14 protein-coding genes and 1 pseudogene are annotated in these 17778 nt (G+C 64.6%); 7 read left to right on the top strand and 8 right to left on the bottom strand.

The window, feature by feature from the left end; all coding sequences use genetic code 11:
* Positions 1-10 precede the first annotated feature (10 nt).
* The 5 genes from CVN68_RS05810 to CVN68_RS05830 are packed head-to-tail and all read left to right on the top strand — an operon-like array spanning position 11 to position 6856.
* Positions 11-751: a class II aldolase/adducin family protein gene (locus tag CVN68_RS05810; protein ID WP_100281359.1), complete on the top strand. Its 741-nt coding sequence runs from the start codon at positions 11-13 to the stop codon at positions 749-751.
* Between the two features lie 11 nt (positions 752-762).
* Positions 763-2106: an LLM class flavin-dependent oxidoreductase gene (locus CVN68_RS05815; RefSeq protein WP_100281360.1), complete on the top strand. Its 1344-nt coding sequence runs from the start codon at positions 763-765 to the stop codon at positions 2104-2106.
* 14 nt (positions 2107-2120) lie between these two features.
* A complete protein-coding gene (locus CVN68_RS05820) occupies positions 2121-3170 on the top strand; it encodes an ABC transporter substrate-binding protein (protein WP_100281361.1) in 1050 nt (349 codons plus the stop codon).
* A 15-nt stretch (positions 3171-3185) separates the two neighbouring features.
* Entirely contained in the window at positions 3186-4979 is a 1794-nt protein-coding gene (locus CVN68_RS05825) for an ABC transporter ATP-binding protein (protein ID WP_100284234.1), read from the top strand.
* On the top strand, positions 4976-6856 hold the full coding sequence (locus tag CVN68_RS05830; RefSeq protein ID WP_100281362.1) for an ABC transporter ATP-binding protein: 1881 nt from the start codon (positions 4976-4978) through the stop codon (positions 6854-6856). Before CVN68_RS05825 ends, CVN68_RS05830 begins: the two co-directional genes overlap by 4 nt.
* A 596-nt stretch (positions 6857-7452) precedes the next feature.
* Here CVN68_RS05830 and CVN68_RS05835 read toward each other — a convergent pair.
* Positions 7453-7947 carry a YdeI/OmpD-associated family protein gene (locus tag CVN68_RS05835; RefSeq protein ID WP_158298754.1) on the bottom strand — a complete coding sequence of 165 codons (495 nt, stop codon included), beginning with the start codon at positions 7945-7947 and terminating at the stop codon, positions 7453-7455.
* 38 nt (positions 7948-7985) lie between these two features.
* The gene (locus CVN68_RS05840; RefSeq protein ID WP_199560218.1) at positions 7986-8246 is read right to left on the bottom strand and encodes an alpha/beta fold hydrolase; all 261 of its coding nucleotides are present in this window, start codon (positions 8244-8246) and stop codon (positions 7986-7988) included.
* 156 nt (positions 8247-8402) lie between these two features.
* Here CVN68_RS05840 and CVN68_RS05845 point away from each other — a divergent pair, with 156 nt between their 5' ends.
* On the top strand, positions 8403-8882 hold the full coding sequence (locus CVN68_RS05845) for an SRPBCC family protein (protein WP_100281364.1): 480 nt from the start codon (positions 8403-8405) through the stop codon (positions 8880-8882).
* Positions 8883-9592: 710 nt separating this feature from the next.
* On the opposite strand, the gene CVN68_RS05850 is transcribed toward CVN68_RS05845, so the two are convergent.
* The 4 genes from CVN68_RS05850 to CVN68_RS05865 all read right to left on the bottom strand — a co-directional run bounded on the left by CVN68_RS05850 (position 9593) and on the right by CVN68_RS05865 (position 15747).
* Positions 9593-10876: a purple acid phosphatase family protein gene (locus CVN68_RS05850; protein ID WP_199560219.1), complete on the bottom strand. Its 1284-nt coding sequence runs from the start codon at positions 10874-10876 to the stop codon at positions 9593-9595.
* A 10-nt stretch (positions 10877-10886) separates the two neighbouring features.
* Positions 10887-14078: a TonB-dependent receptor gene (locus tag CVN68_RS05855; RefSeq protein WP_100281366.1), complete on the bottom strand. Its 3192-nt coding sequence runs from the start codon at positions 14076-14078 to the stop codon at positions 10887-10889.
* Between the two features lie 128 nt (positions 14079-14206).
* The gene (locus tag CVN68_RS05860; protein ID WP_100281367.1) at positions 14207-15178 is read right to left on the bottom strand and encodes a FecR family protein; all 972 of its coding nucleotides are present in this window, start codon (positions 15176-15178) and stop codon (positions 14207-14209) included.
* Positions 15178-15747: an RNA polymerase sigma factor gene (locus CVN68_RS05865; protein WP_158298755.1), complete on the bottom strand. Its 570-nt coding sequence runs from the start codon at positions 15745-15747 to the stop codon at positions 15178-15180. The genes CVN68_RS05860 and CVN68_RS05865 overlap by 1 nt, the downstream gene beginning before the upstream one ends.
* Before the next feature lie 409 nt (positions 15748-16156).
* Here CVN68_RS05865 and CVN68_RS05870 point away from each other — a divergent pair.
* Positions 16157-16319 (top strand): annotated as a pseudogene (locus tag CVN68_RS05870) (transposase); the annotation flags it as partial.
* A gap of 76 nt (positions 16320-16395) precedes the next feature.
* Here the strand turns inward: CVN68_RS05870 and CVN68_RS05875 are convergent.
* The gene (locus CVN68_RS05875) at positions 16396-16962 is read right to left on the bottom strand and encodes an OmpH family outer membrane protein (protein WP_100281369.1); all 567 of its coding nucleotides are present in this window, start codon (positions 16960-16962) and stop codon (positions 16396-16398) included.
* 28 nt (positions 16963-16990) lie between these two features.
* The gene (locus tag CVN68_RS05880; protein WP_233503597.1) at positions 16991-17761 is read right to left on the bottom strand and encodes a SapC family protein; all 771 of its coding nucleotides are present in this window, start codon (positions 17759-17761) and stop codon (positions 16991-16993) included.
* Positions 17762-17778 lie beyond the last annotated feature (17 nt).

The raw sequence follows: 17778 nt of genomic DNA on the forward strand, positions 1-17778 counted from the left end.
AGACGCCATCATGTCCGAACAATCCGGTCTTTCGCCCGAAACCATCGCCTTCATCGCCGAACAGGAGCAGGACGCACGCCGAGCCTTCCGCCTGCTGCGCGAGACGCGCACCATCTCGGCGAGCGGCACCTTGTTCATCGCCGTGCGCATCCCCGGCGAAGACAAGATCATCACCTTCAACTATCTGGGACTCTGGGCCGACGATCCCGACCAGCCGCAGACCGCAGTGATCGATTTCGAAGGCAAGAGCTATTGGCACAACAACCCCGGCGGCGCCGCGCGCTACGCCAAATTGTTCCGCACGCATGCAGGCGTCCAGGCGATCAGTCACGTCCACACCCCGCATCTCGGCGCCTATTCGCAGGCGCATGCCAAGCTGCCTCTACTCTACGTCCCCAATCGCCGCTTCCGCTTCAGCAGCGAGCTGCCGGTCTACATCAACCGCCGCCAGCCCGAGGTCGATTTCATCCTCGATTCAATCGAGGCGGACCGCGAAGTCCCCGGCATCGTCGAGGCCAATGGCGGCGCGACGGTGTGGAGCTGGAAAGGCCTGCGCGACCTCGTGAACAACATCGTGCTGCTCGAGGAAGGCGCGCAATTCCAGATCCTCGCCGCGGCGCTCGGCGGCTCGCAGCCCTTCGGCCCCGGCGTTCTCGAACAGCAATGGAAGATGGGCAAGCTCGTCCCGCCCGACGCCAGCGTCTCCGACGACGGCACCATCCACTACGCCACCGCCGTCGCGGCCGAGTGAGAGGAGCGATCATGACCAGCAAACGTCAGCTCGCTCTCGGGGTTTTCCTCACCCGCCACGGCCACCATCCCGGCGCATGGCGCCAGCCCGGCGCGGCCAATAGCGGAAGGCCCGATTTCCGCTATTGGGCCGAGCTGGCCAGGACCGCCGAGCGCGGCAAGTTCGACGTCGCCTTCTTCGCCGATTTCGTCGGTCAGGCGGGCGGCAGCACCAGGGGGATCGAGCGGCGCCACGCCTTTCTCGATTTCGAGCCGCTGACGCTTTCGGCCGCGCTCGCCGCGGTCACCGAGCGGATCGGGATCGTCGCGACGGTCAACACCAATTTCGATCACCCCTATTCGCTCGCGCGCCGCTTCGCCTCGCTCGATCATATCAGCGGCGGGCGGATCGGCTGGAACATCGTCTCCTCGCTTGCCGACGGCGCGGCGAGCAGCTTCGGGATCGATCAGCCCCCGAGCCATGCCGAGCGCTATCAGCGCGCCGCGGAATTCGTCGATGTCGCCCGCGCATTGTGGGACAGCTGGGAGGACGACGCGTTCGACCATGCCGATCGCGAGAGCGGGCTCTATCTCGACCCCAACGACGTGCATCCGGTCCACCACGACGGCCGCTATTTCCATCTGAGCAGCGTCCTCGACGTCGCTCGCCCGATCCAGGGCCATCCGGTGTTCGCGCAGGCGGGCAATTCGGAGGTCGGCCGCGAGTTCGCTGCCAAATATGCCGAAATGATCTACGCCGCCGCGCAGTTCATCGAGGACGCGCAGGGCTTCTACGCCGATGTGAAGCGCCGGATGGCGCGTTACGGCCGCGATCCGGATACGCTCAAGGTGATGCCCGGCCTGTCCTTCGCGATCGGCACCAGCAAGCAGGAAGCACAGGACAAGTTCGCCGCGCTCGAAGCCGCGGTCGATTTCTCCGGCGACCTCAATCTGATGGGACAGGACGTCAGCGGCTATCCGCTCGACGGTCCCCTCCCCGATCTGCCCGAGCCCGAAAACGGCAAGGGCCGCTGGCGTCAGCTCACCGCGCTCGCCCGCCGCGAGAACCTAAGCATCCGCCAGCTCTTCCTGCGCTTCAACGCCGTGCGCGGACACCGCGTGGTGATCGGCACGCCCGTCGACATCGCCGACCAGATCCAGGACTGGTTCGAGCGCGACGCCGCCGACGGATTCAACCTGATCCCACCGCTGCTGCCGAGTTCGCTCGACGAGTTCGTCGACCTCGTCGTCCCCGAGCTCCAGCGCCGCGGCCTGTTCCGCACCGAATATGCCGGCACGACGCTGCGCGATCACCTCGCGCTGCCGCGCCCGGCGATTGGCGCCGCGGCGCCCGCCGATCTCCTCTCCGCCGCCTGACGAAGGAACATTCCATGGCAAATTCGCTCGACACGCTCTGGTACACGCGCTGCCCCGTTCCCACCGGGCTCGGCATCGCCATCCAGCAAGGCTGGCTGGAAGACGCCTTCAGGGTGCAGGGTACCAAGGTCGAATCGATCCTCGAATCGAACGACTTCACGACGCGGGAATCGCACTTCAGCCACAAGGTGCGCAATTCGGTGCGCCATGGCGGCAACATACCCGCGATCAGCGCCCGCGCGCTCGGCCGCGACACGAGACTGCTCGGCCTGTCCTGGGCCGACGAGACCCAATTGATCCTCGCCAGCCCCGAATCGGGCATCGAGAGCGTCCACGATCTCAAGGGCCGCCGCTTCGGCCTGCCCAACTGGAAGCATGTCGAGATCGACTTCACCCGTGCCCAAGCGCTGCGCGGGCTCGAGAACGCACTCAGCCTCGAAGGGCTCAGCGTCGGCGATGTCGAGCTGGTCGATCAGGATATTGAGAGCCATTACAGCGATCACGCGGTCGAGAACGTCAACGGCACCCTCGCTGCGCGCGGCCGTCGCGGGCGCAACAACAATCAGGAAGTCGTGGCGTTGCTGCGTGGCGAGGTCGATGCGATCTTCCTCAAGGGCGCACACGGCGCGCAGGTCGCGCACCAGTTCGGGCTGACGACGGTGATCGACACCGGCGCGCATCCCGAGCCGCTGATCCGCGCCAACAACGGTACCCCGCGCGCCCTCGCGGTGGACGGACATCTGCTCGACAATCATTTCGACGCGGCAGTGACGATCGTCGAGCAGGTGCTGCGCGCCGAAGCCTGGGCGCAGGACCATCCGTCCGACGTGCGCCGCTATCTGGCACGCGAGACCAATGCGAGCGAATATTGGGTGTCGGTCGCTTATGGCGACGATGCGCAGACGCGGCTGCGCACCGACCTCTCCCAGCAATCGCTTACCGCGCTGCAGGACTTCACGGACTTCCTCTATCGCTGGAAGTTCATCCCGACCAGCTTCGACGTGCGGCAATGGGCTGATGCCCGCCCGCTCGAGGCCGCGCAGACGATCCGCATCGCCGTCTGACCTCAGCATATGCTGATGACGACGAGCGCGCCGGAGACGGTCGCCTCCGGCGCGCCCCTGCTGCGTTGCCTCGCAATCTATCGCCGCATGCCGGTCCGATTCGTGCTGACCGCGACGATGCTGTTCGGAGTCAATCTCGCGCTGATCGCGCAGCAGGGGCTGGTCGGCCGCGCAGTACACGAAGCGGGGGTCGGCAAGCTGGTTGTCGCCGGTCCCGCCGGACTCGATTACGACCGCGCATGGTTCTGGGTCGCGTTGCTGCTCGGCCTGTCGGCGGCGCGCGCGATCGTCCAGTACGGCGCCGGGCTGATGTCGCTATGGATCGGCCAGGAACTGCTCACGCATCTGCGCGAGCGGATCATGATCCAGGTCCAGCGGCTCGATTTGACCTATCACTGGCGCCACGGCGTCGGCGAGATGGTCACCCGCATGACCCGCGACGCCGACAAGGTGCGCGACGCTCTGATCAACTTCTGGCGCCAGATGTTCGAGACCGGCGTGGTGGTGCTGATCTCGGTTGCGCTGCTCTGCTGGTATTCGCCGTGGCTCGGCGTGGTGCCGCTCGCACTAATGTTGACCGGGATCGCGATGCTCGCCGCACAGGCCGACGCGTTGGTGCTGCTCGATCGCAAGATCGGCGCGGCCTATGACGCAGTCACGCAGGATTTGTCGGAAGGCGTCCACGGCGTCCGCGTGATCAAGGCCTTCGGGCTTCAGGACGCGCGGATCGCCCGTTTCGACGCGCACATCGCCACTTTCCGGCGCGAGACGCGCAAAGCGATCGCCCACGCCGCGCGCAGCGTCCCGCTCCCCCAGGCGGTGATCGCGCTCGGCCATGCCTGGGTGCTCGGTTATGGCGCATGGCTGGTCGGCCATGGCCGGCTCGACCTCGGCGCGCTGGTCGGCGCCCTGCTCGTCGTCAACACCCTCGTACTGCGGATCGAGGGTATCGGCGCCCTGCTCCAGATCGTCGCCGACGCCCGCGCCTCGGCAGCGCGGATCTGGGAAGTGCTCGATGCCCAGCCCGAAATCGTCTCGGGCGCCCGGCCCCTCCCCTCCGGCCCGCTCGGTTGCCGTCTCGAGGGCGTCTCGGTCGCGCCGCTCGGCGACGGCGCCGCAGTGCTCCACAACCTCTCGCTCCGCATCGAACCCGGCGAGATCGTCGCGCTGGTCGGCGCCACTGGATCGGGCAAGAGCATCCTCACCGCTTTGTTTCCACGCCTGATTGAGGCCGGGGCGGGCGCGGTGCAGGTCGGTTCCGACGGAGCAGGCTGGCGCGACGTGCGCGAACTCGACCTGAGCGAATTGCGCCGCCGCGTCCACGTTCTGCCGCAGGAATGCTTCCTGTTCTCGGACACGCTCGCGGCAAATCTCCGTGTCACCGCCCCGCACGCTAGCGACGCCGAGCTGGAGGCTGCACTCGATCAAGCCGCGGCTGGCGAGTTGCTCGAACGTCTGCCCGACGGTCTCCAGACCAAGGTCGGCGACCGCGGCATCACCCTGTCCGGCGGCCAGCGCCAACGGCTCTGCCTCGCTCGCGCATTGCTCGCCGACGCTGATCTGCTCGTCCTCGACGATGCGACCAGCGCGCTCGACGCCGCCACCGAGCGTCGCGCGATCGACAATATCCGCCGCCGCCGCGACATCGCCGGGCGCCCGGTGACGATGCTGATCGTATCGAGTCGCCTGCCGACGATCCTCGCCGCGGACCGCGTGGTGATGCTCGCCGATGGCGGAATCGCCGCGCAGGGCGCGCATGCCGAACTGATCGCCGCCAGCCCCGCTTATCGCGCATTGATGGGGCTATGAACGTGCTGGCGGGTGATCGCCCGCTCTCCGATCTCGAGCTCGAGGAGAAGCTCGCCAACAAGGCACTCGACCGCGGCATGGTCCGCCAGCTTCTGCCGCTGCTCCACCCGGTGCGCGGGCTCATCACAGCCGTGATCGCGATCGAACTGGTGCAAGTTCTCGCGATCTTCGCCCGCCCGTTGCTGATCGGGCTGGTGATCGACCGCGCGTTGCACCCGTTCGACGCCGACCTCGTCGCACTCGCCTGCGCCGGGCTCGCCGCCACCTGGGCACTGCGCTTCGCGCTCGGCGGCCTCTCGCAATATTTCGCCGGCAGCGCCGCCACCGAATTGCTGGGCGCCATCCGCAGCCGCGTCTTCGCGCATGTCCAGTCGCTCAGCGTCGGCTATTTCGATCGGACCAAGGCAGGCCGGATCATCTCGCGCGCCGACCGCGACGTCGACACGCTCGAGCCGATGCTCATCCAATGCCCGCCGCAATTCCTCTCCGCGGTGTTGCGGCTGGTGCTCGCGGCAGTGTTGCTCTGGGCGATCGCCCCCGTCCTGCTGTACGGGCTCGCACTCGTGGTGCCCGTATTGCTGCTCGCGACGATCGCGTTCAAGCGGCTGTCACAGCGCAGCTGGGGCCGCGTCGCCGAGAATCGCAGCCGCTTCACTGCGCATCTGGTCGAAACCGTCGCCGGCGTGCGGCTGATCAAGCAGGTCGGGCGCGAGGCGGAGAATCTCCAGCGCTATCGCGGCCTGCTCCGTGACTTCAACACGACGCTGATCGCGGGCAGCGCGAGCTCGGGCTGGTTCGCGCCGTTCACCGGACTGCTCACTACCGCCGGGCTCGCGCTCACTCTCGTCATCGGCGGCGGCGACATCGCGCTCGGTACGCTCACCCTAGGCGATCTCACCCAGAGCCTGTTCTACGTCTTCTTGTTCCTCGCCCCGCTCCAGGAATTCGGCGACCTGTTCGAGCGCTTCGCCAGTGGTTCGGCCTGCGCCCAGCGCATCTTCCTGCTGCTCGACACAGAGCCCGAAATCCGCGAACTCCCCGCCGCGCTCGAACTTCCACGCCTCAAGGGCGAGATCCACTTCCGCAATATCGGCTTCGGCTATCACCCCGCGCGCCCGGTGATCCGCGACCTGGACCTCCGCGTCGCACCCGGCGAAGTGCTGGCGATCGTCGGCCCCACCGGCCATGGAAAGAGCACGCTCGTCCAGCTGCTCACACGTTTCTACGACGTCGATACCGGCGCGGTGCTGCTCGACGGCCACGACATCCGCCATGTCTCGGAGGCGAGTTTGCGGAAACAGGTGGGCGTGGTGCTGCAGGACAATGTATTGTTCGGCGGCACCGCGCTCGAAAACCTGCGGCTCGCCAAACCCGGGGCGAGCGACGCCGAACTGATCGAAGCCGCACACGAACTCGGCGCAGACGAAATCCTTCGCACGCTGCCGCATGGCTATCAGACAGAGGTCGGACCGCTCGGCACGAACCTCAGCCAAGGCCAGCGCCAGCTTGTCTGCCTCGTCCGCGCCTATCTCGCCGATCCTGTCATACTCGTTCTCGACGAAGCCACATCGGCAGTCGACATCAGCACTGAGCGCCGGATCCAGGCCGCGCTACGCCGCCTCTGCCACGGCCGCACCGCGCTCATCATCGCGCATCGCCTCGCCACGATCCGTGACGCGGACCGCATCGCCGTCATCCATGACGGCGCGATTGTCGAGCTGGGCAACCACGCGCAGTTAATCAAAGAGCGCGGCATCTATGCTGACCTCTATCAAATACACGACGAGGACGGGGACCGGCTACGAACGCCTGGCCGAGCGATGCGTTATGAAGCGCCTGACACGCCCTCGCCCTGCTCGAAATCGCCGGCGTCGTAACGCTCGCGCAGGAAGCTCCCCGCCGGTCCCGGACCACGGGTGACGTTGCGCCCGCGCTGCACCGCCTCGCGTCCCTCTCTATCAGAACGCTACGCTAGGCGATGAGCCGATTGCTCCAGGCGAAGCCCATCACGAAGGGTGCGGAGGTCGCCGACAGCCCGTTGATTGGCGACGATTGGTGATCTTCGCCGGCGCCGTGCTGCTCGGCCCGATCCGAATTGGTGCCCGCTGGTGGACCGGCGGCAATGTCTGGTTCCGCCGCAATGTTCCTCCAAGCAGCGAGGTCGAGGCGTTCGACGTCTCGATAAGGACGGGGGCCGAAGCGGATAGCGGGGCTGAGACGTCGCGGAGCGGGTCAGTCTGTCTCATCATGTCCAAGACTGTGTCATTGGTCTGCGTCCCAGGATCGGCTAACGGAACGGCGGCTTTCAGGATGCCACAGGACAGCTCGGAACGACCACAATTGGGCGCTTAGCTGCCGCGGATTGAGGGTGAATTTGTGCCGTCGTCACCTGTCGGCTAGTGTGGCATAGAGTGGAAATAAGTTGTTATCAGTTGAACATTAGAAAAAGCGACTGACCGAACGGCACTGGGAGCTAGTTCCAGTATCTGGCCATGAAGCGCTCTTTCGCACCGGCGAGGACACGCATGACGCGTTCGACGTTCCTCGTCCTTGCGGCATCAGACTTCAGGTTTGCGAGGTAGCGCAGCACCTCCTTTTGCAGGCTGGGCGCCAGGGCTTCCCACCGCGCCTTGATATCCGGGCTGCTCTCCAGTCCCGCTGCGAACGCCGGGTGCATCGCGTGCTGAGGCCCGGTCCTGTAATCGGAATCGAAGTGGACCGAAACCGCGACCATATCACCCACATCGACTTCGGCTTGCTTGCGGAGCCGGCCATCGAGATAGAGGAAGAAGCTTCCGTCCCCCGCCGGCATCATGTTGATGCGCCAGGCGGGGGTTGGCTTGCCGTTCAGCTGGACCAGGACCGGCATTGGCCTGCGCCAGCCCGGCCGGATCTCGTTCGCGCGCTCGGCGCTCACGAAAACCAGCGGGTTGATACCTCGGATCTCTATCAAGCCATCGAAATGCACCGGGAACACTCCTCAAGACGGCGCCTCGCCGCCGGCGTTCAGTCGGGTCTGGCCGCGATCGACCTCAGAAACGGCCGGATCAGGCCTGCCACCTCGTGGAGGTGCGTTTCCAGCAGCCAGTGTCCGCCCTCCAGCACGTGCAGTTCGGCGCTTGGCAGATCGCGCAGATAAGCCTTGGCAGACCCTTCCGGCATGTAGCCGTCACGTGGTCCCCAGACAATCAGCGTCGGTGGCGCGTCGTTATTTTGGGTGCCACGACTACGGGTAAAAGGTGGCGCGTTTCGCTCGGCGGGTTTCACCCATTGTCGTTCAGGCCGTCGCAACAGGTTACAGGCACAGACAGCAACGCACTCGGCCGCAATAACAGCTGCCGTAACGGGTGAATGTGGACGTGTCTCGGAGAGGCAAGTGAGTGTGGCTCTCAAACGCGTCAAAGACAGCAAGAAGGATACAGCATGAGCCCTCAGCCTACCGGCCACGTCGTCGGCAACGACCTGATCCTGACGCGCATCTTCCGCGCACCCATCGATGACGTCTGGACAAGCGTAACGACATCCGAGAGCACCGCGCGATGGTTCGGTCCGTGGGAAGGCGATGCTGGCCCCGGCAAGATCGTGCGGCTGCAACTGGTCCATGAGAAGGACCAGCCCTGGGCGGAGGTGACGATCGAAGAATGCGAGGCGCCGCGCCTCCTCGTCCTCACAATGAATGATGAATTCGGAGCGTGGCGCATCGAGATGACGTTGACGCAGACGGACGACATGACGGAGTTGCGTTTCGTGCAGCACCTATCCGACCGGAAGCTCGCGGGCGACGTGGGCCCGGGCTGGGAGTACTATCTCGACATGTTGGTCGCCGCCCGCGAGGGCAAGACGCTGCCGTCGTTCGAGGACTACTACCCTGCGCAGAAGGAATACTATCTAAAAGGCGCATAGACGATCGGCACATCGTCTGGCCTTGCCGTCCGCAACGGCCGTCCGTCTTTTTCAAGCCGATCCGGTTTTTTGTCGCGGCTGCGGACCCGTTCTCGCAATATACCAACCGCGTGCCGCGTGCCGCGGGAAATCGCGGTTCCTCTAGGTCATACCGGGAAGCTATGGATTGCGATGATGTCTGGACGCGGCAGCCGGTCGGGCGGATGACCGCTTCGGAGCGCCGCCTCACGATCGACGATCGTCGGCTTTTGGGCGCAAAGCCGCCCTTCCCTTCCCCACCGATCTCAGATCACAGAGTCTGGCCAAGTCACTGAGTTCGGCGGAGCGGGAGGTATCCCATATTCTTCTATATCGATATGATTTTACTGCACAATCTTGCCACTCGTCAGCAGCTACCCCACATTTTCCCCACACTCCGTGCGAGATTTTAAGGAGGGGCGTGACACAGTTCGAGACTGCCATGCGACCAATCCAGCCGTTCAGCGACCGAGCCTGGCGTCTTGTAGCTGCCACAGGTTGATGTTCATCCGCCGGGACAGAAATGAGGCCGACCTTGGGACTTGTCGGGGGTTCACACCGCGCTGTGCGCCGCGACGCGGCAGGTGTGGAAACGGCGATGCTCGTTTGAACTTCAGGGCAATCCGATCAGACAGGCGCAGACTAGCGCGACAGGTCGAGCAAGAACCACCGCTTGAACGCCCCCCGCGCGATCATCGGCGGTGGCGCAGGGTTACCGCGTCCAGCGGCTCGCCGGTCGCGGTATAGGCGCGGTAGGTCAGTTTGTTCGGCGCGACGTCGATGACCTGGTAAGCCTGGGTGCGCGACGCCGTTTTTCGGGCCCAGGCGAGCGGCGCGACCTCGTACATCTTCGGGCCAGCCACCGAGACGGCATAAGTAGAGCCGGCCTTGTCGGCGGACGGACCGTTTGGCCCGATTGCGCCGCGTGCATATCCATGGTCGTGGCCCTGCAGCACAAGATCGACATGGTATTTGTCGATCAGCGGCTTCAACGCCGCGCGCACCTTCGGATTGTCGCGGCCGGGATCACTCGAAAACAGCGGGAAATGCAGGAAGAGCACCGTCCAGCGGTTCGGATTGTGCGCGAGCAACCCGTCGAGCCACGCCACGATCGACTTGCGCGCGACCTCGTCCCGATCGACCTGCATCGAATCTACCGAGATCAGCCGAAGTCCCTGATAATCGGTGTACCAGTTGGTCTCTCGCCCCGCCGGCAGATCTGCAGGGCCGTTATCCGGCAAGGTGAACTGACGGCGCCATTGGCCGGTGATCGAGGAGCCGGCGCGCGCGGCTTCGTCGCGGACATATTCGTGATTGCCCGGCGTCGGCATCTGCGGTGTCTGTGCATAGAGAAACCCGCCGGCCGCGAACCACTCGCCCCATTCGGCATCGCTGTCATGCCGGTTGACCAGATCGCCCGCATGGATCGTGAAGGCGGCATCGCCCGCCTGCCGGAACGCCATGCGCAGCGTGCGCGACGCCTCTGACAGGATCTGGTTCTGCATGTCGCCGAGATAGATGAAGCGGAACGGCGCGGCGTCCTTGCGCGCCGTGCGGAACTGGAACCATTCGGACCATTGCGCCCCGTCGCCGACACGATAGGCGTAGACCCTATTGGGCTCCAGACCCTTGAGCACCGCCGAATGATAGGCGGCACGGAAGGCCGGGTCCTCACGCACCGGCAGCGTGGCATCGTCCGTGGTGGCTGCCAGCGTCATCGGCGTCTTTACGAAGTCCGGGCTGCTGGTGGCCTTCGCATATTGCACCATGCCCACGGCACCCGGTGCCGAGCGCCAGGTCACGGCCATTTCCGTCGTTGGATCGGCGGTGAGACTGAGCACGATACGTTCGGGCTTCAGCGTGGCGGCAGCGAGCCTGGCATCTTGCGGCTGCACCGGCGGAGTTTGCGCCTGCGACGGCGCGAGCGGGAGAGCGACGCCGAGGAACAGGGCGCCGACAAAGCGATGAGAAGTCATCATCGTTCCTTCAAAAGATCAGGTTTACACCAAGCGAGATCGTGCGGCCGTTCTTGGTATAGGCGCGGCTCGCTCCCTTGCCCGACGACACCGTTTCCCAATAGGTCGGGCCGTCGAGCAGGTTCTGGACCTGGAGCTGGACCGAAGACGTCTTCAGGAACGACTTGCGGAAGGTCAGATCGAGGAAGCTGTAGGCCTGCTGATAGGGATTGTTGCCGAAATCCTGGATGCCCCCGAGGAACTTCCCCTGATAGTTCCAGGCGGCATAGATTTCCCAGCCCTTGCGCTCCCAGAACAATTGCAGATTGGCGATCGTGTCGGGCGTCTCCATCAACGGCAGGGTATAGCCCTCCGGATGCCAGGAAAGGCCGGTCACCGCCTTGGAGCGCTGCAGAGTCAGGTTGCCGCCGATGCCGAGCGAGCCGAACACCCCGGGTAGCCAGTGGAGCACCTGCTGTCCGCTGACCTCCATTCCATAGACCGTCGCCCGTTCGCCGTTGTTCGGCATGGAAATGATCACGCCGGCAGGGTCGACATTTTCACCCACCGTACCGTTGCGGATGTTGCTGGAGGAGGAACGGAACAGGAAGTTGGTGATGCGTTTGTAGAACAAAGCCGCCGAATAGGCGCCGCTTTTCCCGTTATAGCGCTCCAGCGAAAGGTCGAGATTCAGCGAGCGCATCGGCTTCAGGTTCGGATTGCCCTGGCTGATCCCGGTAAGCACCCATTGCGAGGTCGGGTTGTCCGTGCCGTCGCCATCGGGGTCGGTATCATAAGCGTATTCGCGGGCGGAGCTCATGCGTGCGATGTCGGGACGCGCGAAGCTCGTCCACACTGCGGCACGCAGCTTGGTGCGGCGATCGAAGTCGAAATTGACGTGAAGTGACGGCAGCACGTTGGTAAAGCTGGACCGGTCGGTGGTGAAGCGTTCGCCCTGCACCGGATCGAGATTATAGGCTTCGACCTTGTTGCGGGTCGCCTCGACCCGAACGCCGGCGATCATCTGGGCACGACCGAAGGCCGCGGTCGCCATGGCATATCCGGCGATCACGCGCTCGTTGAACCGGAAACTCTCCTCGTTCGACATCTGGGCGTCGGAAGGATCCACCGCGAAGCCCTCGAAAAAGCTGCTTTCGCCCCTCTCCGCATGCTGCAACTCGGCAAGCATCTTCGCATTGTCGATCGTCTGACCGAGCCGGTAGAGACCGGAATAGGCGCCGCCGAACAGGCTGGTGACGTTCTTGCCGTAGAATTGCGAGAAGTCGGCCATGGTGCCGTCGGCGTTCAGGTCAAGAAACGAGCCCGAAAAATTGCGACGCCGCGAATCGTAGAGCTTGCCACCTGCCTTGACCGACTGCAGCCATTCCACATCCGGCGCCCATTGGAGGTTCGTCTGTGCCTGCCACAATTTCTGCTGGCTTCCGCCGACCTCGCCTTCCAGACTGCTGAACGCATATTGCGCGGGATCCTGCACCGCGTTCATGCCCTGCGGGTTGAGCAACCACTTGGGGAAGCGCGAATCCCCGGAGCTGCTGAACAGCACGCCCTTGTTGCCCAACCAGCCATATTTGTCGCTGCGGAACTCGAGCGTGTATCCGTCGTCGAGATTGTCCTGCGACTGGGAATAGGACAGGTCGTAATCGACGGTGAAATCGCCGAACCGCGACACGCCGCCGGCGTTGGCGGTAGCGAGATTGCCGCTTTCGTTGTTCGCTTCCCAGAAGCGGCGCAGGCGGAAACCCTGCGGATCCCAAACGCCGGAGCCACCCGCGAGGCTGTAGAACGACTTTCCCTTGCGGTCGGCATCGGTGATCAGACCGTCACGGTCCTGATCGACGATCTGGCTGGTCGTGTAGCGATAGACGCGGCCCAGCCTGGCATCGGTCCGCAGGATGCCGTCTTCGGGCTGAACAAGGCTAGCGTCGGTCGGATCGACCTGCACCAGTCGCGTGGAATTTCGGCCCGTGTCGTTGCGGAAATTGAGCCGGCTGCGGAATTGCTGCTTCTGATAATCGCTGTACTGGCCACGAAGGTGCAGGTCGTGGTGATCGGAGCGATAGTCGATGCTGGTGTTGAAGCCCCAGCGTTTCACATCGGTATCGCCGATCCCCAGATCCATGCCGCGCATCACGAAGCGGTTCGGGTCCCAGCCGAGCGTCTCGCTATTCGAGTACCAGGTGTCCGGCTGATTATCGCCGTCGACGCCGTTCTGCTCATATTGCGATTTGCGCCGGCTCCAGTTGCCCGCGAGGAAGACCCCAAAATGTTCGCTGAACTGACGCGAGAGGGCAGCTGACACCTGACCGTATTTGCGGTGATCGAACTTGTCGAGCATGCCGCCTTCGGCCGAAATGCGCGCATAGGTCGGCTTCTGGTCGAAGGCTGTCGGCGTGGTGATGTCGATCGATCCGCCGAGCGCGTCGCCGTCGCGATCCGGGGTGAGCGTCTTGTAGACGGTGATCTGCTTCACGCCGTCTGGCGGCAGCACCGACAGCCGCACGCCGCGGAAGAAGTTGCTGTCGCGCGAACCGGCGCCGTCGACGCGCACGCCGTTGACCGAATAATTGTTGAGCTCTGTGGAGAGGCCGCGAACGGTGATGCGATCGCCTTCCCCCGTGGCGGGATCGCGCACGCCGTTGACGCCGGGCAGACGGGCGAGCGCCTCCGACACGTTGTTCGCCGGCAGCTTGCCCATGTCGTCGGCGGTGACGGTATCGGACACCATTGCCGAACGACGCTTGGTCTCGAGGGACTCCTGCGCCGCCGCGATATAGCCGGTGACGACGATATCCTCGGCGGCCGGCTCTTCCTCCTGCGGCGCGGCGGTCTGTGCCTGTGCCTGTGGCGCCCTGGTTGGTGATGGCCGCCGGGCAGCTGCGACCTGGGCCCGCGCCGGCGCGGGCTTGACGATGACCGAGCCGCCGCGGACCTGCGTCTGGACTTCCGCGCCGCGCACCAGCACGGCAAGCGCCTCCGTAGCAGACATCATACCGGACACTGCGCGGCTGCGGCGGCCACGCAGCACGTCGGGCGAGGCGGCGACCGGCATACCGGTCACTCGCGAGAATAGCTGCAACGCCTGTGCAAGATCCTGTTCGGGAATGGAAAAGCTATAGCGCTGTGCGGCGGCGGCGGGTGCGGCGCACAGAGTCGCGGCGGCAAGGGCCAGCGCCGAAACGGCGGGCCGGTTCACAACAAACATCGAAGAAATACCCCCACTACAAACGGTTCATGCGAGAGACGGGTCACGGGGGTGAAACCCGACACAGTTTTTCTTCTTACAAATTCGAGTCTTTACTGTGATATTCTCATGTCACCGCGCCCTTACACTTATCGCTTGAGCACATAGCGATCGCTCGTCGCGCGCCAGCGTAGATCGTGGACGACGCTCACCATCTCCAGCACGCTCTTCGGCTCACGCATGGGGAAGCGCCCGGTGACGAGCAACGCGCCGATGGAAGGATCTGCCAGCACGATCGGGCGGTCGATCGAGCGATTGAGCCTCTGTACGAGTTGCCGAACCGGCGTCTCGTTCGCTTCGAACCAGCCCTGGGTCCAGTCGGGCCGTTTGTCGCCGCTCCCTTTCAGGCTGCGGACACGCTCACCCTCGAGTTCGAGGCCGCTTCCCGCCGGCAGCCGCCATTGTCGCCCCGAGCCGGCATGGACGCCAACCATCCCGCGATAGACCTGGATGACGCGCGTGTCGCGATCGACGCGGTCCACGTCGAACGCGGTGCCGAGCACCGAGACCTTGGCGCCACCGGCATCGACCGCGAAACCGCGTAGCCGCTCATGCGCAACATCGAAAAACGCTTCGCCCCGCTGGAGCTCGACCTGGCGGGACCATGGCGCCATGCGCACGGCGATACGGGTGTCGCCGTTCATGCGGATCGTCGAGCCGTCCGACAGCGCGACCGTGCGGGTCTGCCCGCGCGCGGTGGCGTACTGCGTTTCCGTCACCAGCGACGGGGCGCCGGCGACCCCCGCGACGACGAGAATGCCGGCCAATGCGGCAGCCTGACCCATGCGCCGCCAACCTCTGTTGCGGCCGCGGGCAAGCGCCTCCTTACCGGGTGCGTCGTCATTGCCGGCTTGGGGCAGCGGCGCGATGCCGCGTAACGCTGCCTCGAGGCCGCCTGACTGCCACAGCGTCTGCATGCGCGCATAGCTTTCGATATGGCGCGGATCCTTGAGGATCCAGCGATCGAAGTCGGCGGTAGTGTCGCTGTCGAGCACGGGGCGGCGCATGCGGTCGACCCATTGTGCGGCCTGCAGGTCGATCACGTGCGTTTCCTGAGCCATCAATCCCGTCCCGCCAGATCGATGCCGGCCTGTTCGAGCGCTTTGCGCAGATCGATCATCCCGCGTGTGATGTGTTTCTCGACCGCCTTTGCGCTCAATTCAAGATCGTCTCCAATCGCGCGGCAGCTTTCCTGATTGAGCCGTCGGCGCAGCAGCACCTCGCGTCGAAGCGGAGGCATCTTCTTCAGACAGCGACTGAACACCTCCATCGCGCGTCGTGAATCGAGGATCCGATTGAGCGACGGCTGGTCGCTGTGCACTTCTTCGTCAGGCTCGCCGACAAGGCGGCTGTCGCGGCGATGCACATCGATCAGGAGGTTGTCCGAGATGCGAAAGGCGAGCGAGAACACGCTGCCGATCTGCTGCGTGCCGGCCAGCTCGACCAACCTGGCAAGCGTCTCCTGGCTCACATCCTCGACGATATCGTGCCGGGCGCCACGGCCACGCAGATAGCGCTTCAGGGCCATCTGGATCGCATACCAGTCATAGCCGGGGGGCGCGCCTTCAAGATGCTGATTTCGGATCGACGCAAGCACCATGAACCCCAGATCCCGGAAAAACCGAGGCAATTAGGGGCTCCAGGTGACAGTTTTAAGATCGCCGTCGCGCGCCGACCGCGAGCACGGCATCAACATACGGCAAGTTGGGTCGTCGATATGAGCAATCCATCTTTGGGCCAGTGGCCACGGTCAATCGTTCGGGCACCGCTGCTTTCGAACGGCGGCTACTATGAGTTCGCGACCCAGAGCCGACAGGCAGCCCCCGCACTTCCGGCCGTTCGGCTTCCGTAGGGGTCACCATCGTCAAGCGGAGAACGGCGGATTACCGCCGTTTCCGACGATAGGGGCGAATTCACCTCCACATTTCGTCCCACAATTCTTTCGGCTTTGATTGGACGCAGTGGCATGCCTTGGTGGCCGTGACCTGCTCCCCGGAATTCATGCCATTGTAAGTTAGTTCGTCAGATGGAGACGAGCGATGCGGCGAAGCCGTTTTACCGAGGATCAGATCATTGGGGTTTGCGCGAGCACGAGTCTGGCGTGAAGACGGCGGTCTGTGCCGCAAGCACGGGATCAGCTACGCGACGTTCTACAACTGGAAGGCGAAATATGGCGGCCTGACGGTGTCAGACGCTGGGCGTAGCTGCCGGTCGCGCGATCTGCTCCGGCTCGGGTTCATGACGGCTTCCCTAGCGAAGATCAGACGCGTAACTGATCCTATCCTCCGGTCGCACCCGACTTCGCGTCAATGCCGCGCACGACATCGGCGGTCAGGTCGTTGGCGAAATTGCCGCCCAGCGCCGAATTGCGATCGAACAACAATCCGCACTTTCTTTGTTTATAGACCGACGCGATGACCGGCTGGGCAGCGTCTGCGATCTGCTGCATTTCGCTAGCGCGCGCGGCCTCGATTGCAGTCGAGCGCTGCTGCGCCTTGGTCTGGAGCGGCTGAAGCCGGGCCGACAGCGCCAGGTCGCGGGTGCGGCGCTGGTCGGGGGTTAGCTTGGTGGCTTCGGCCTGAAAGGCCTTTAGATCCGCTTCGATCGGCGCGCGCTCGGCGGCGATCTCCGCCTGGGCATCGTCGGACATCTTCTTGAGACGCGCCGACGCGGCTTTGCCGATAGCGGCGTTGGCGAAGATCGCCTCGCGCGACAGCAGGCAGACGCCGGGAACGACCGGACCGCCGAGCGGAGCGACGGCGGGGGGCGCGGAAGGGGCGGTCTGGGCGAAGACGGGTGAGCCGATCAGCAAGGCGGGGGCGCAAAATGCAGTACGAAGGATCATGGCAAAAGCTCTCACAAGAGATCGAAGATCAAGCGGCGGTCGGGGTAGCATCGGCCTGTGACGGCTCGGCGGCGGTGGCGAACGCCCCCTGACGGACGAGCAGCGCGTTGAAATGGTCGAGCGAGGCGAGGTGATAGTGAATCACCGCCAACCAGCCATTCTTGTGCCAGGCGAGAACCGTCGCATCTTCAAGCGCGGCGAACTTCGCTGCATCGACCACCAGGAACCCGTCAACGCCCAGCTTGCGGCCACCGGGCAAGGTAATGTCGGCGCGACGCGGAACGAGAAGGTCGTTCTCCTTGAGCGCCTCGCAGAGTGCGCCGGTAGCCGTCGCATCGCGGCGATAGGCTTCGCAGAATTCGAGCGCCTGGCGAGTCAGCGCGCTGGGCTTGCCGTCTTCGAACAACGCGACGCCCTCCTCGCCCGACGGGTCGAAGCGATCAGAACCGGCATCGGCGATCAGGGCAAACTGGTCGGCATCGTCGGTGGCGACGAAGCCGAACGGGTAGCGGCGGACATAGGCCGGAATGTGCATGCCCTCGGCCCAGACCCCGTCGGTGACGAACAGATTGTCCTCGCCCAGCCCGAGCAATGCCACTGGCGATGCCACGGCGGCATCCACGAACAGGATCGGATAATGGCGCGCCGCGGCGACGAACTCGCCGACCACCACTGGCACATAGGGCGTTGCAGCGGCAAAGCCGTAATCGCCCTCTTTCAGGCGCCAATCCTGGTGGCGCTGGAGCGAAAGCGCTTCGGGCGCGCGATAGAAAAGCGGCAGTGGCGGCAATTCGGACACGGTGATTTCCTTGGATG

Origin of the sequence: Sphingomonas psychrotolerans, assembly GCF_002796605.1 — a bacterium.
Taxonomy (GTDB): Bacteria; Pseudomonadota; Alphaproteobacteria; order Sphingomonadales; family Sphingomonadaceae; genus Sphingomonas; species Sphingomonas psychrotolerans.

Coding starts and splice junctions, on each gene's coding strand:
- CVN68_RS05810 (WP_100281359.1), top strand. CDS start 11: ATGTCCGAACAATCCGGTCTTTCGCCCGAAACCATCGCCTTCATCGCC.
- CVN68_RS05815 (WP_100281360.1), top strand. CDS start 763: ATGACCAGCAAACGTCAGCTCGCTCTCGGGGTTTTCCTCACCCGCCAC.
- CVN68_RS05820 (WP_100281361.1), top strand. CDS start 2,121: ATGGCAAATTCGCTCGACACGCTCTGGTACACGCGCTGCCCCGTTCCC.
- CVN68_RS05825 (WP_100284234.1), top strand. CDS start 3,186: ATGACGACGAGCGCGCCGGAGACGGTCGCCTCCGGCGCGCCCCTGCTG.
- CVN68_RS05830 (WP_100281362.1), top strand. CDS start 4,976: ATGAACGTGCTGGCGGGTGATCGCCCGCTCTCCGATCTCGAGCTCGAG.
- CVN68_RS05845 (WP_100281364.1), top strand. CDS start 8,403: ATGAGCCCTCAGCCTACCGGCCACGTCGTCGGCAACGACCTGATCCTG.
- CVN68_RS05850 (WP_199560219.1), bottom strand. CDS start 10,876: ATGACTTCTCATCGCTTTGTCGGCGCCCTGTTCCTCGGCGTCGCTCTC.
- CVN68_RS05855 (WP_100281366.1), bottom strand. CDS start 14,078: ATGTTTGTTGTGAACCGGCCCGCCGTTTCGGCGCTGGCCCTTGCCGCC.
- CVN68_RS05860 (WP_100281367.1), bottom strand. CDS start 15,178: ATGGCTCAGGAAACGCACGTGATCGACCTGCAGGCCGCACAATGGGTC.
- CVN68_RS05875 (WP_100281369.1), bottom strand. CDS start 16,962: ATGATCCTTCGTACTGCATTTTGCGCCCCCGCCTTGCTGATCGGCTCA.